Here is a 14,245-nt window from a genome sequence, read left to right as displayed (position 1 = left end):
CAGCCACGCCATCCCTGGAGGGCTCCTTCGAGGCGGCTTCGCCGCACCTCAAGATGAGGGGGACTGGATGGGATGGTTCAGACTGATCGGATCCTCACGCCGCCGGCCGGGCCTCCCCGAGCGCCTCGGCGTAGATCCGGAAGGCGTCGTCGTAGGTGACCTCGCGCGGGTTGTTCACGAGAAGCCGCGTCTGCTTCATCGCGTCGGAGGCCATCCGCTCCAGATCCTGCCGGGCGACGCCGACCTCGGCCAGCGAGGCCGGCACCTTGCAGTCGCGGCAGATCGCGTCGAGGCTGTCGACGAAGCGTTTGGCGGCCTCTGCCTGCGGCAGGTCAGCGGCGGCGGGATCGAGGATCGGCGCGAGTTCCGCGTAGAGCGCCTCCGCGTGCGAGAGGTTGAAGCGCATCACCCCCATCAGCACGAGCGCGTTCGAGAGCCCGTGCGGCACGTGGAAGATCGCGCCCACCGGGTAGGCCAGGGCATGCACCGCCGCTACCGGCGCGTTGGCGAAGGCCATCCCGGCGAGCATCGAGCCGAGCAGCATGCCGGAGCGCGCCTCGAGGTTCTTCCCGTCCGTGCAGGCGGTGCGGATGTTGGCCGAGAGCAAGGCCAGCGCCTGCTTGGCGAGCTGGTCGGAGATCGGGTTCTTCTTGTTCTTGCTGGTGAACGCCTCGATGGCGTGCACCATGGCGTCGATGCCGGTCGCCGCCGTGACGTGGGACGGCAGGCCCAGCGTCAGCTCCGGGTCGAGCACCGCCCAGTCGGGCAGCAATTTCGGGGCGACGACGCCCTTCTTCTCGGTGGTCGGCGTCGTGACGATCGAGATCGGCGTCACCTCCGAGCCGGTGCCGGCGGTGGTCGGCACGAGGATCAGCGGCAGCCGGTCGCCCTTGGCGAGGCCGACGCCGTAGATCGCATCCAGCGGCTCGTCGGACTTGGCGAGGTAGGCCACGAGCTTGGCGGTATCGAGCGCCGAGCCGCCGCCGATCGACAGAACGAGGTCGGTCCCGAGTTCCCGGGCGCGCTTGGCCGCCGTCTCGATCACCGTGGAAGGGGGATCGGCCACCACGTCCTCGTAGACGTCGAGGGTGACGCCGGCCTCCGCCAGTGCCGCCTCGGCGGCCTTGGTGAGGCCGGCGCTGCGCACGCCCTTGTCGGTGACGAGCAGGACGCGCTTGGCCCCGAAGCTCCCGACGATCTCGGGCAGCTTCCTGGAGGCACCGGCCTCGAACAGCACGTTCGGCGTGGTCTGGAAGGTGAACGGGTTCATCGCACTGCCCTGTCTTGATCCTGACCCAATTGCGATGCCGACCTCACGCGGCCGGCTCGAAATCCTTCACCTTGGCGCGCAGCTCGTCGACCAGCACCCGGGTGTTCTCGGAATAGTCGATCGGCACCGCCACGAGGTGGACGCCGCCTGCCGCGAAGGCCTTATCGAGGGTCGGCACGAGGTCGTTGACCGACTCGACCCGGTGGCCGGTGGCGCCGTACGACTTGGCGTAGAGCACGAAATCCGGGTTGTTGAAGGTCATGCCGTAATCGGCGAACTTGTCGACCGCCTGCTTCCAGCGGATCATTCCGTAGGCCGAGTCGTCGAGCACCAGCACGACGAGGTTGAGCTTGAGCCGGACGGCGGTCTCCATCTCCTGGCTGTTCATCATGAAGCCGCCATCGCCGCACACCGCCATGACGCGCCGCTTCGGGTAGAGCATCGCCGCCATCATGGCCGAGGGCAGGCCGGCGCCCATCGTGGCGAGCGCGTTGTCGAGGAGCAGCGTATTGGCGACGTAGGTGCGGTAGTTCCGGGCGAACCAGATCTTGTACATCCCGTTGTCGAGGCAGACGATTCCGTCCTCGGGGATGACCCGGCGCACGTCGCGCACGAGGCGCTGCGGCGTCACCGGGAAGCGGTCCTCGCCGGCCCGGTCGCCGATATGGCCGAGGATGTGCTCGCGCAGGTGCAGCAGCGCGCCGGCGTTGGGAAGCTTGCCGTCGAGCTTGTCGGCCAGCAGCTTCAGCGTGGGCCCGAGGTCGCCGACGACCTCGGCATCCGGATAATAGACCTGCTCGACGTTGGCCGGCATGTAGCTGATGTGCAGGACCTTCTGGTCGGGCTGGCCCATGAAGAAGGGCGGCTTCTCGATCGTGTCGTGGCCGATGGCGATGATCAGGTCGGCCTTGTCGATCGCCTCGTGGACGTAGTCGCGCTCGGACAGGGCCGCGGTGCCCATGTACAGGTTGGTCCCGCTCGCGACGGTGCCCTTGCCCATCTGGGTGGTGAAGAACGGGATGCCGGTGCGCTGCACGAAGCCGCCGAGTTCGCCGGTGGCGCGCGGGCGGCTCGCGGCGGCGCCCAGCATGACCAGCGGGCGCTTGGCCGCCAGGATCATGGCGGCGGCGCGGTCGATCGCGGCCGGATGGGCGACCGGAATGTCGATCGGGTGCGAGGGCACGAGATCCGCCTCGGCTTCCTCGGCGGCGATGTCCTCGGGCAGCTCCAGCAGCACCGGGCCGGGCCGCTCCTCGGTGGCGACCCGGAAGGCGTCGCGCACGATGGTGGGGATCGAGGAGGCCGAGACGATCTGCCGGGCCATCTTGGTGATCGGCTTCATCGACGAGATCACGTCGACGATCTGGAACTTGGCCTGGCGCGCGGACAGGATGCCCTTCTGGCCGGTGATGATGATCATCGGCATCGCGCCGAGATGGGCGTAGGCGGCGCCGGTGGAGAAGTTCAGCGCGCCGGGGCCGAGCGTCGAGAGGCAGACGCCGGGGCGGCCGGTCAGCCGGCCGTGGGTGGCCGCCATGAAGCTCGCCGCCTGCTCGTGGCGGGTGAGCACCAGCTCGATCTTCGAGTTGCGCAGCGATTCGACGACGTCGAGGTTCTCCTCGCCGGGGATGCCGAAGATGCGGTCCACGCCCTCGTTCTCGAGGGCTGCGACGAGGAGATCTGAACCCTTGGGCATGCGCGGTCCCGCTGATGCGTCGGCGTATCGGCGTCGCTCGGCGAAGGGAGTCTTGGCGGCGCGTCGGGTGGTTAGAGGGCCGCCACCGGAAGTGGTCAAGACCGGTCCAGGCTCGAACAGTCACAGAGGCGGCGCGATGCTATCCCTGGCTATCCCCGCAACACTTGCCGCACCGCGGAACGTCGCGGCACGGTCAAGGTTGTCGAAGGGACGGGGAATTTTGAATTCATGGAACGGGCGGTCATCGAGCAGGACGCGGCGGACGGCGCAGCCGCCGAATCGAGCCGGCCGGACGCCGATCCGGTGCTGGCACCGATCGCGGATTTTCCGCGCATCGACCTGCGGGTGGGTGTCGAGTCGTGGGACAAGCGCCGCCATGCCGGGAAGACCCTCCGGCACACGGTTTCCCACGCAGCACAGGGCGCCTTCGTCCCGGACCCGGAGCGGCCCGACCCGATCACCCTGATCGAGGCGGCCCATGAGGGGCGCCAGCCCCACCTGATCCCGCTGCGCGTCGCCCGGATGGCAACCTCGCCCTTCGCATTCCTGCGCGGGGCGGCGCACGTCATGGCCTGGGACCTGTCGCGCGGGCCCCGCAGCGGCATCGACGTGGTGATGAACGGCGATGCCCACACCGACAATTTCGGCCTGTTCGGCACGCCCCAGCGCGACATCGTCCTCGACCTCAACGATTTCGACGAGGTGACGATCGGCCCGTGGGAATGGGACCTGAAGCGCCTCGCCGCCGGCCTCGCGGTCGCCACCGCGGATGCGGGCGTCGCCGGGAGCGAGCGCCGCGACGTCGTGAAGGAGGCGGTCTTCGGCTACCAGCACACGATGCGGCGCTTGGCGCCCAAGGGCTCCCTCGAAGTCTGGTATCAGACCACCCGGGTCGACACGCCCCACATCTCCGGCCTGCGGCTCGACGCCGAGGCCCGGGCCATGGTCCGGCGGGCGGTCGACAAGGCCCGGCGGCGGAACAACCGAAGCCTGCTGTCGCAGGTGGCCGAGCGGCGCACCGACGGGAGCTGGCGGCTGAAGACGGACGCGCCGATCCTGACGTCGGTGGACGATGCCACGCGGGCGGGCGTCGTCAACGGGCTGGAGCGCTACGCCGAGACGCTGCCGCGCGAGCGCCGCTTCATGCTCGACCGCTACCACGTGGTCGACGTGGCCCACCGGGTGGTCGGCGTGGGCAGCGTCGGGACGCGGGCCTATCTCGCGCTGCTGCTCGGCAATTCCGACGCGGATGCGCTCTTCCTGCAGGTCAAGGAGGCGGTCCGCCCGGCCCACGCCCCGTATCTCTCGGGGATGCCCGAATCCTATGCCGGCCACGAGGGCGAGCGGGTGATCTACGGCCAGCGCCTGCTCCAGGCGGTCGGCGATCCGCTGCTCGGCTGGACCAGCATCGCGGACCGCCCGTTCTACGTGCGCCAGATGAAGAACCTGAAGGGCGCGATCCCGCTGGCCCGGATGTCGGGCGCCTCGCTCCTCACCTTCTCGTACGCATACGGGACGCTGCTCGCCCGGGCGCACGCCCGCACCGGGGATGCGGCGGCGATCACCGGCTATTGCGGCAGCGGCAAGAACGACCATCTCGGCGCCGCGATCGCCGACTGGGCGATGGCCTATGCAGAGCGCAACGCCGCGGATTTCGAGCTGTTTCGCGAGGCGATCGCCAGCGGCCGGCTGAAGGCCGCGGAGGATCCGTGCCTGTGAGTCCAAGGAGCGCTGTGCCGCGCGGTAGACGCCCCCGGCTTTGACAGTCGCGACAGGCCCCCTCTCCCGCACGGGAGAGGGGACCCGCGCCACCCTCGGTGAGGCCGGGAGCGCTGTCGCATCACGCGGCACAGTGCAATCGCGCACTGAGTTTCGGATCAGATGATGCCGGGCGGAGGCGGCTCGTGGGCGAGCCGCACCAGCAGATCGCGCAGCCAGCGATGGGCCGGATCGCGGTCGTAGGAGGCGTGCCAGAGCATCGACACGGGCACGTCATCCAGCGGGACCGGGACCGGGCTCACGCTCAGCGCCAGCGCGCTGGCGAAGGAGGTGGCGAGCCGGGCATGCATGGTGGCGATCACCGGCGCGGCGCGGACCAGGAAGGGCACGACGAGGAAGCGCGGCGTGGTCACGGCCAGCGTCCGCGACCGGCCGATCAGGGCGAGCGCGTCGTCCACCACCCCGTGGGCGGTCTCCCGCAGGGAGGTCAGCACGTGGGGGAATCGCAGGTAATCGTCGAGGCCGATCGGCGGCTCGAGGCCGATCAGCGCGGCGTTGAACAGCACGACGTAGCTGTCCCTGTAGAGCAGACGCTGTTTGTGGTGGATCTGCCCCTCCGAAAACAACCCGATGGCGATGTCCACCTGATCGGCATCGAGCTCGTCGAGGATCCGGGAGCGTTCGACGGAGCGCAGCAGCAGCCGGATGCCGGGCGCCTCCCGGCGCAGCTGCGCGATCAGGCGAGGCCCGAGCAGCACCTCGACGCTGTCGGGCAGGCTGATCGTGAAGCTGCGTTCGACCGTCGCCGGATCGAAGCGCTCCTCGCGGTGAACCAGAGCCTGGACCTGCCGGAGCGTGGCGCGCAACGGCTCGGCGATCTTGAGCGCCCGGGGCGTCGGGCGCATCCCGTCCGGGGCGCGGGTCAGGAGTTCGTCGTCGAACAGGCGGCGCAGCCGGGCGAGGCTCGAACTCATCGCCGACTGGCCGACGCCGACCCGGGCGGCCGCGCGGGTGACGCTGCGCTCGTCGAGGAGCGCGTCGAGGGCGACCAGCAGGTTCAGGTCGATCCGGCTGAGGTCGATATGGTCGATGGCCACGGGTGATTCGGTTCGTTGGTCTTACCGCCGAGCTATAGCAACATCAGCGGGGATTGGGGTTCTGGCATCATCCTGGCAGACAGTTCTTGAGCGGAGCAGGGACGTGCCTGCTCCGAGCGTTTCCCTCCCGCTTTGCCGACCAACGGATGCCCACATCACGGTTGGGCACCGACATTCGCAAGGGAGCGCGACGAGCTCCCTCTCCCGTGCGGGAGAGAGTTGGGGTGAGGGACGAGAACTTTCAGAACAGAGCGCACCATCAATGCGCCGATAGGGTCTGTTTCCTCCGGAAACTTCCCGACCCTCACCCTGTCCCTCTCCCGCACGGGAGAGGGGACCCACGCTCCATTCTGAACCGATGTGTCTGGACCTCGAGTATGAATCTCCAAGCCCTTGCGGGCGAGGGAGAGCGTGTCGACCGATCCAGGCCTTGACAATGTTCCTATTTTGTGCTCATTAGCCGCCACCTGTCCGCGGCGTTGCCGGGGTGACCCTGTGGGGTGATCCGGTGGCGTCCTTCGGGGGCCCGTCCGGTAGCTGACCGGGCGGGTCTGCGGATGGGGCGGTGCCCGCGTCGGTGGCTCTCAGCCGCCATCGCCCCGGGCGGCGGAACCGGTACAGGGCGTGCTCGGATGCGGGGCGTGAGAAACAACGCTGAACCCGGCGGGGGGAGGAAATGACCCCCGCGCCGACCCCCTTCTGGGCCGACCCCACGTGACCTGCGGACCCGTCCACTACGAGGCGGGTAAACGGCTGGAAGGCCACAGCGCTTTGCGGGTTCCGGCGGTGTTTTGCACCGCGTCCGAGACCGTCTGCCGGCGAGTCGCAGGACCGGACCGTCGCGAAGACACCGCGACGAGAAAGACGGCACCGGCCGGGGACCATGCCCGGTCGATGCCGCGGGCGCCGCGGGGACCGGATCCCGCGCGTATCTGGCCGACACCTGGGTTCCCGCGGCGTCCCGCGTCCCGCGTGTTGTTCTTGGGCCATGCCCCCGGCGCCGCAAGGCGCGCGGGGACGATGAGGCTTGTCCGTTTACGCCGGCATCGGCTCACGCGGCTCGGTGTAGTCGTAGAGGCGCGGCGCCGGGATCTCGTCCTTCGCGCCCATCCGCGCCACGAGATGGTCCGCGACCCGCAACGCGTTGGCGATGATCGTGAGCGTCGGGTTCACGGCGCCGATCGATGGGAAGAAGCTCGCATCGGTCACGTACAGGTTGTCGAGCTGATGGGCCTTGCAATTCCGGTCGAGGACCGAGGTCGCCGGATCGTCACCGAACCGGAGCGTCCCCGCCTGATGGGCCGTCCCGCCGATCGGCACGTCCTTGCCGAGGTACAGCGAGCGGTCGAACAGGTGCGGGTGAAGGTCGGTGAAGGTGCAGATCTGCTGCAGTTTCTGCCGCAGCCGCTTGTGCGCCTCCACGTTCGTCTCGGTCAGATCGAGATGGACCTTCCCGTCCTTGTAGAAGATCCGGTTCTGCGCCAGCGGGATGTCTTCGGAGGTCAGCCAGAAATCGACCGAATGCTTGGCAATCCAGTCGAACGGCTTGTTGGGGAACCATTGCAGGAAGCCCGGCAGGCCCTCGCCGTGGATCTGGGCGCCGTCCGACTTGCCGACCATCTGGATATGGCCGAGCGGGAAATCCCAATCGTCCTTCGGATCGGGGTCGCCGAAGTAGAAGTCGTTGACGCCGAGCGTCTTCTGGAACCGGGTCGGGTTCGGCGTCTTCGAGATCGCCAGCACCGTCGAGTTGTTGTGGCGCATGTAATTGCGCCCGACCTGATCGGAACCGTTGGCGAGGCCGGTCGGGTGCGTGTCGTTGGCCGAGCGCAGCAGCAGCAGCGCCGACGAGAGCGCGCCGCAGGCCACCACCACGAGGTCGGCCGAGGCCTCGAACGGCGCGCCGTCGCGGCTTCCGACCACACCGGTGACGGTGCGGCCGGCCGGATCGGTGACGAGCCGCTCGATATAGGTGCGGGTGAGCAGCGTCAGGTTCGGGCAGTCCCGCAGGGCCGGGTCCACCACCATGGTCTGGGCGTCGGACTTGCCGTTGGTCGGGCAGGGGAAGCCGTCGAACGATTCGCACTTGATGCAGGGCGAGGTCGGGACCGCACGGCCGTCCTTCTCGACAAGGCGCACGCCCACCGGGAGATGGAACGGGTGGTGGCCGGCCTGCTTCAGATTGTCGAACAGCTCCTGGATCCGCGTCTCGTTGGCCACCGGCGGATGGGCATAGGGCTTCTTCGACCAGGGCTCGGTCGGATCCTCGCCGCGCAGGCCGTGGACGTGGAACAGCTCCTCGGCGGCTTGGTAATACGGCTCGAATTCGTCGTAGCCCACGGGCCAGGCCGGGGCGATGCCGTCCTCATGGCGAATGTCGGAAAAGTCCTTCTCCCGGAGGCGGAAGAGGATCGAGCCATAGAATTTCGAGTTGCCGCCGACGTAGTAGTGCAGCCCGGGATGGAAGCTCTTGCCGTCCGAGGCGTACCACGTCTCCTTGGTCTGGTAGTACCCGTCCACGATCACCGCCTGGCTGTCCCAGTTGCGCGGTTCGCGCAGGAGGTAGTCGCCGCGCTCGATCAGCAGGATCCGCTTGCCGGTCTGGGCGAGGCGCCACGCCATCGTCCCGCCCCCGGGGCCGGATCCAACAATGATGACGTCGTAGTGCTCACCGGGCATACAGTCTCTCCGTCCGGGCCATGGTTTGGCAGGCAACTCGTGAGCGGACGTTCGGATCGCGCTGCGGCGGCGTATTCGATCACAATGGCGCAACCCCCGGTTAAGCGCATTTCCCAACACGGCCTTCAGCTTCGCCTGCGATCCTGCCGCTGTCCGGCTTCCCGCCGGGGAGGCATCGATGATCGTCGAGGACATCGCGCTGGTTCTGGCAATCGTGGTCGCCGCCGCCCTGGCGGTCGATCGCTGGCGCGCGCGGCGGGCCAGGCCGGACGAGGGCGAGGCCGAGCGGATGCACGACCGCCTGTGGCGGATCAGCGAGAGCGAGGACCGTTACCGGGCCCTCGTGGCCGCCACCACCGAGGTGATCGTCCAGCGCGACGCAAGGGGCCGCATCACCTACGTCAACGAGGATTACGCGCAGCTCCTGGGGCGCGAACCGATCGCCCTGCTCGGCGCGCAGATCGACCTGGAGATCCTCGACCGCGGCGAGGTCGAGATCGGCGCGGACGGGGTGCGCCGCATGGAGGCGCAGGTCCGCTCGGTGGATGGCCGCGTGCGCTGGTTCGCCTTCGTGGAGATGCCGGTGGCGCACGGCGACGCGATGCACTGGCTCCGCGCGGGTCGCGATGTGACGTCCCGGGTCGAGGCGATCCGCAGCCGCGATGCCGCTCTGGAACGGGCGGAATCGGCGAGCGTCGCGAAATCCCGGTTCCTGGCGACCGTGAGCCACGAGATGCGCACGCCGCTCAACGGCATCCTGGGGATGGCCGACCTCGTGCTCGGCACCGAACTGAACCCCGAGCAGCGCACCTACGTGGAGGCGGTGCGCACCAGCGGACAGGCGCTCCTCGGCCTGATCGATGGCGTCCTCGATTTCTCGCGGATCGAGGCCGGGCGCCTCGACCTCGTCGCCGAACCGTTCAGCCTGCCGTCGGTGGCGGAGGGCGTGGTCGAGTTGCTGGCGCCCCGGGCGCAGGACAAGGGGATCGAGATCGCCCTGGATGTGGCCGAGGGCTTTCCCGCGGGCCTCGTGGGCGATGCCGACCGGGTGCGGCAGATCCTGATCAATCTGGCCGGCAACGCCATCAAGTTCACCGAGCGTGGCGGGGTCGGCGTCAGCCTGACCTTCCTGCGCGCCGAGGCCGGGCCGGGCGAGGTGGTGCTCGCGGTCGCCGATACCGGCCCGGGCATCCCGGAGGACCGGCTGCCGGTCCTCTTCGAAGAATTCGAGCAGGGGGACGGCAGCGCCAGCCGCAGCCATGAGGGTACGGGGCTTGGCCTCGCCATCACGCGGCGGCTGGTGACACGCATGGGCGGGCGGATCGAGGCGACGTCGCGCGTCGGGCGGGGCACGACCTTCCAGGTCACGCTGCCGCTTCCGGAAGTCGTGGCGGTCACGCCGTCGGGCTCCGATCCCCTGCCGCGGCTCGACGGGCAGCGCTGCCTGATCGTGGCGGATTCGCCGTTTCAGGCGCCCTACCTCGCCCGTGGCCTGTCCCGGGCCGGCGCGGCAACGGTGATCGTGGACACGCTGGAATCCGGACTCGACGCCCTCTCGGGGGCGGCCTTCGACGTGATGCTCGCCGACAGGGCGCTCGGCGATGCGGCCGTGCGCCAGCTCGCCGATGCGGCCCGGGCCTGCGGGGTCGTGTGCAGCCTCGTGCTGCTCGCCCCCTTCGACCGGCGGGGCTTCGGCGCACCGGGCGCGGCGGGCTTCGACGGTTACCTGATCAAGCCCGTCCGCGAGCGCTCCCTGTTCGAGCGCCTGCTGGCGCCACCCGTCACGGCCGAGATCCGGGCGGCCCCGCCGGCCGCCACACCGCAGGCGGGCGTCGGGATGCGCGTCCTTCTGGCCGAGGACAACCCGATCAACGCCCTGCTGGCGACCCGCGCCCTGGAGCGCCTCGGCGCCGAGGTGATCCACGCGGTCGATGGGGTCGCGGCGCTGGAACAGCTCGACGCGAACGGCCCGTTCGACCTCGCCCTGATCGACGTGCGCATGCCGCGCCTCGACGGGCATGAGACCGCCCGCCGGATCCGCGCCGCCGAATCGTCCGGCACCGGCCGGCTCCATCTGGTGGCACTGACCGCCAATGTCGGCCGTGAGGATGAGGCCGCCGCCCGGGCCGCCGGGTTCGACGGGTTCCTGGCGAAGCCCCTCAACCTGAAGCTCCTTCCGGCGCTGCTGGAGCGCCGCGCGGCGCAGGCGGCCTGACCGCGTTGACAGGCCGGCCCCTCCCACGCCAACAGGCTTCCATGTCGGCACCCACGCACGCATCGTCCGAACCGCGCTCGTCGAACGGGGCGCTCGCCGCCTGGGGCATCGCGGCCATCGTCGTCGCGACGGTCCTGCTGGGCGCGCTCCTGCCGGCCCGCCACCCGGCGCCGGCTCGGTCCGTCGCCGAGGATCCGACCTGCCTCGAATGGACCGACGGCTGCCAGGTCTGTCAGCGCCACGCCGAGGGACCGGCCTGCTCGCTGCCGGGCATCGCCTGCCAGCCCGCCGCGCCGCATTGCCTGCGCCGCGCCGACGGGTGAACGCGGGCGCACCGGTTCTGCGCTTCGCACCGAGTCCGAACGGCCGCCTGCATCTCGGCCACGCCTACTCGGCCCTGCTGAACGCCGACCTCGCCGCCAGGATGGGCGGAACCTGTCGATTACGGATCGAGGACATCGACCCGCAGCGCTCGAAGCCCGCGCTGATCGCGGCGATCGTCGCGGATCTCGGCTGGCTCGGCCTGCGCTTCCCCGAACCCGTCCGGCACCAGTCGCAGCACATGGCGGCGTATCGCGCGGTCCGCGATGACCTGATCGCCAGGGGGCTCGCCTATCCGTGCTTCTGCTCGCGGGCGCAGATCCGGGCCCGGGTGGACACGGACGGCGAGACCGCGTGCGATCCGGACGGCGTGCCCCTCTATCCCGGCACCTGCCGCAGCCTCGATCCCGCCCACATCGCCGAAAAGCTTGCCCGGGGCGAGCCGCATACGTGGCGCCTCGACATGGCGGCTGCGCTCCGCTGTGCCGGGCGCTCACACGGCTATGTCGCCTTCGACGAGACCGGTGAGCGTCGGGTCAACGCCGACCCCGCCCGCTGGGGCGACGCGGTGATCGCCCGCCGCGACGTTCCGACGAGCTACCATCTCGCCGTCGTGCACGACGACGCGGGGGAGGGGATCACTTACGTGGTCCGCGGCCGCGACCTGGAGGCGGCCACCGACCTCCACGTTCTCCTGCAGGCGCTCCTCGGGCTTCCCACGCCGCTCTACCGGCACCACCCGCTGCTCCGCGACGCCGCGGGCGAGAAACTGGCCAAGTCGCGGGGCTCGCAGGCGCTGGCCGATCTCCGGGAAGCCGGCATCACGCCTGCCGAGATCCGCGCGCAGCTCGGCTTCGCCTGACGGTCCGGCCTCAGCGCACGATCGCGTCGCGCTGGGCGAGGGCGGTGGCGCTCTTCGACTTCTGCATGGTGGCGTCGATCTGCTCGCGCTGCCGCTTGAACTCGGCGAGCAGGCGCCCGTCGAGCTCGCGGCCCCGGGGGACGCGGATCTTCATCGGATCGACGAAATGGCCGTTGATGATCACCTCGTAGTGGAGATGGGCGCCGGTCGACAGGCCGGTGGAGCCGACATAGCCGATCACCTGGCCCTGCCGGACCTTCACGCCCTCCCGGATGCCGCGGCCGAAACGGGACATGTGGTTGTAGGTCGTCACGTAGCCGTTGACGTGCTGGATCTCGACCCGGTTGCCGTAGCCGGAGGTCATCTCGGACCGGATCACGACGCCGTTGCCCGCCGCCATGATGGGCGTCCCGATCGGGTTCGACCAATCGACGCCGGTATGGAGCTTGGCGTAACCCAGCACCGGGTGGCGCCGGTAGCCGAAGCCGGAGCGCATGATGCCGTCAGCGATCGGCTTGCGCAGGAGGAACTTCTTGAGCGAGCGCCCCTGCTCGTCGAGATAGTCGATGGTGCCGTCGTCGGGGGACTGGAAGCGGTAGACCTTCCGGGTTTCCCCGCCGAGGGTCAGGGCCGCGTAGAGGAGGTCCGGACGGTCGGCGTTCGCCTCGTCGTCGTAGGTGTAGAAGACGTCGAGGCCGTCGCCGCTGGCGATCCGCCGCTGGAAGTCGAGGTCGTAACTGAACACCCGGACGATGTCCTCGACGGTGGCGCGGGGCAGGTCGTGCCGGGCGGCCGTCTCGTAGAGGCTCTGATACAGGCGGGGCCCCGAGCCCGAGTCGGACTCCTCATCATCCCCGGCATCGGCCTGAGGCTGCGGCTTGGGGGAGGGGGCCTCTTCGGCCGGAGGCGCGACCGACACGAAAGCGCTTCGGTCGTTGAGCGCGGCGATCCCCTCGATCCCGGACTCGCCGTACAGAACCACGCGGGTCACCTGCCGCGGATCGCCGGGGCGTGGCCCGGGCGCGATCTGCACCCGCATCGGCTGGCCCTCGTTGAGGGCGGCGGTGCGCGCCTTGCCGCCGAGCGCCGCCACGATGCCGCGGATCGCGTCGTCGCCGGCAAAGCCTGTGGCCTTGAGGGTGCTCTCGAGGGTCTCGCCCCGCTTGAGCGCGAGGTCGCGCTCCTCCACGAGCGGCGCCTCATTGGGCTTCAGCTCGACTTTAGCAACCTTGGTGACGTTCTCAGGGACGACGAGGACCTCGATCGACTTGAACGGGTTCGCATCCTTTGGCGGTGTACCGTCCGCATCGCCGGCAGCTCCCTGCTGGAGGGTCCGGGACAGCATGATCTGCGGCGCGATCGGGATGGCAGCCCGGCGACCCGCCTCGGCGGCGATGCGGCGCTCCTCCTCGACCTGCGCGGTCACGTCGTCATCGGTGAGTCCAGGCGCGTTAGCGGCTTCGGCGGCATCGGCAAGGTCGCGCTTGACGACGGTCACCTCGGCGCTGGGGGCATCAGCCGCGGCATCCGGCGCGCGCTCGAGCGGTTCATCGGACACGAACTTCATGGGATCGAATCGCGGCGGCTCGCTCGCGTAGACGCCGGTCGTCATCGACAAGGGCGTGCTGAGCCGCACGAAAGCCTTCGCCTTGATGATCTCGCGGTCCCCGAGACGCACCGTCACCGGGGCGCGGAAACTCTGCTTGGCCGAGGCGATCATCAGATTGCGCACCAGCCGATCGCCCTTGCGGGCGAGATTGGCTCCGCTCTCGCTCGGCTGCGGCCGGGCAACAACGGTGGCGCGTTCGGGAATGGCGGCAAAGGAGACATCGCCCTGAAGGGAGACGTGAAGCGCCGCCGCGATCAGGCCTGCCCCGGTCAGCCCGGTGAGGGTGCTGGCGCACAGCCAGCGCAGGTTCACTGCCCGCCGGTCGATCTGGTTCGCGGTTGCGCCGAGTTCGTCGAGCGGCGCCTGGAGCCCGCGCCCGAAGCTGGCAGCAGCCACATCGCCGATCTTGAGTCGCTCGCGCTTCACTCGAAGGTCCTGAGAAGACGATGGCGAACGGAGCGCAGCGCGGGATCACCGAGGATTCCCGGCCGGATTCCGCCGCACCGGAGCGGGTGAACGTCACCGGCCCGACCATCTCACGGCGCAGCGTGTCGACATTGAGGCGCCGCCGATCCACTCGCAAGATGCCCATGGATGACGCCGGCCCGAACCGGGGAAAACCGGATGCGGCCGGACTGCCGAGAAAAGGAGTTGACGGGTCGGGATGGTGGATCTATACCCCGGTTCATCGGCGCCGGCCGCGGAAGTGGACCGGGCGCTGAGCCATCTTCTGACAAGCGGCGGGACTGGCCGGCGAAGTAGCCGGGCGGGCCTCTG

The 14,245-nt window shown here is 69.6% G+C and carries 9 protein-coding genes; 4 read left to right on the top strand and 5 right to left on the bottom strand.

What is annotated here, in order from left to right; translation table 11 throughout:
• Positions 1–94: 94 nt before the first annotated feature.
• Together AAHG09_RS28430 and AAHG09_RS28425 are read right to left on the bottom strand one after the other, a co-directional pair.
• Positions 95–1,270, bottom strand: a complete 1,176-nt coding sequence (locus AAHG09_RS28430; RefSeq protein WP_342111115.1) for an iron-containing alcohol dehydrogenase — start codon at positions 1,268–1,270, stop codon at positions 95–97.
• 43 nt (positions 1,271–1,313) lie between these two features.
• Positions 1,314–2,966 carry an acetolactate synthase large subunit gene (locus AAHG09_RS28425; protein ID WP_342111113.1) on the bottom strand — a complete coding sequence of 551 codons (1,653 nt, stop codon included), beginning with the start codon at positions 2,964–2,966 and terminating at the stop codon, positions 1,314–1,316.
• Between the two features lie 228 nt (positions 2,967–3,194).
• Between AAHG09_RS28425 and AAHG09_RS28420 the strand changes: the two genes are divergently transcribed.
• Entirely contained in the window at positions 3,195–4,685 is a 1,491-nt protein-coding gene (locus tag AAHG09_RS28420; protein ID WP_342111111.1) for a DUF2252 domain-containing protein, read from the top strand.
• A 158-nt stretch (positions 4,686–4,843) separates the two neighbouring features.
• On the opposite strand, the gene AAHG09_RS28415 is transcribed toward AAHG09_RS28420, so the two are convergent.
• Together AAHG09_RS28415 and AAHG09_RS28410 are read right to left on the bottom strand one after the other, a co-directional pair.
• Positions 4,844–5,782 carry a LysR family transcriptional regulator gene (locus AAHG09_RS28415; protein WP_342111109.1) on the bottom strand — a complete coding sequence of 313 codons (939 nt, stop codon included), beginning with the start codon at positions 5,780–5,782 and terminating at the stop codon, positions 4,844–4,846.
• A 1,035-nt stretch (positions 5,783–6,817) separates the two neighbouring features.
• Entirely contained in the window at positions 6,818–8,461 is a 1,644-nt protein-coding gene (locus tag AAHG09_RS28410; protein WP_342111107.1) for a GMC family oxidoreductase, read from the bottom strand.
• A gap of 178 nt (positions 8,462–8,639) precedes the next feature.
• Between AAHG09_RS28410 and AAHG09_RS28405 the strand changes: the two genes are divergently transcribed.
• From AAHG09_RS28405 to gluQRS, 3 genes are read left to right on the top strand one after another with little or no spacing between them, the layout of a single operon-like run.
• Positions 8,640–10,676: an ATP-binding protein gene (locus AAHG09_RS28405; RefSeq protein WP_342111106.1), complete on the top strand. Its 2,037-nt coding sequence runs from the start codon at positions 8,640–8,642 to the stop codon at positions 10,674–10,676.
• 41 nt (positions 10,677–10,717) lie between these two features.
• Positions 10,718–10,999: a hypothetical protein gene (locus tag AAHG09_RS28400; RefSeq protein ID WP_342111104.1), complete on the top strand. Its 282-nt coding sequence runs from the start codon at positions 10,718–10,720 to the stop codon at positions 10,997–10,999.
• The gene (gene gluQRS / locus AAHG09_RS28395) at positions 10,996–11,859 is read left to right on the top strand and encodes a tRNA glutamyl-Q(34) synthetase GluQRS (protein WP_342111102.1); all 864 of its coding nucleotides are present in this window, start codon (positions 10,996–10,998) and stop codon (positions 11,857–11,859) included. Before AAHG09_RS28400 ends, gluQRS begins: the two co-directional genes overlap by 4 nt.
• 10 nt (positions 11,860–11,869) lie before the next feature.
• Here the strand turns inward: gluQRS and AAHG09_RS28390 are convergent, their stop codons facing one another.
• Positions 11,870–13,894, bottom strand: coding sequence for a M23 family metallopeptidase (locus AAHG09_RS28390; RefSeq protein WP_342111100.1), 2,025 nt, complete (start codon positions 13,892–13,894; stop codon positions 11,870–11,872).
• Between the last annotated feature and the right edge of the window lie 351 nt (positions 13,895–14,245).

This window comes from Methylobacterium guangdongense (assembly GCF_038442355.1).
Classification (GTDB): domain Bacteria; phylum Pseudomonadota; class Alphaproteobacteria; order Rhizobiales; family Beijerinckiaceae; genus Methylobacterium; species Methylobacterium guangdongense.
Note: the sequence above shows the minus strand (reverse complement) of the source record. Positions and strands in the feature narration are given on the sequence as shown.

Coding starts and splice junctions, on each gene's coding strand:
- AAHG09_RS28400 (WP_342111104.1), top strand. CDS start 10,718: ATGTCGGCACCCACGCACGCATCGTCCGAACCGCGCTCGTCGAACGGG.
- AAHG09_RS28430 (WP_342111115.1), bottom strand. CDS start 1,270: ATGAACCCGTTCACCTTCCAGACCACGCCGAACGTGCTGTTCGAGGCC.
- AAHG09_RS28420 (WP_342111111.1), top strand. CDS start 3,195: ATGGAACGGGCGGTCATCGAGCAGGACGCGGCGGACGGCGCAGCCGCC.
- AAHG09_RS28425 (WP_342111113.1), bottom strand. CDS start 2,966: ATGCCCAAGGGTTCAGATCTCCTCGTCGCAGCCCTCGAGAACGAGGGC.
- AAHG09_RS28410 (WP_342111107.1), bottom strand. CDS start 8,461: ATGCCCGGTGAGCACTACGACGTCATCATTGTTGGATCCGGCCCCGGG.
- AAHG09_RS28405 (WP_342111106.1), top strand. CDS start 8,640: ATGATCGTCGAGGACATCGCGCTGGTTCTGGCAATCGTGGTCGCCGCC.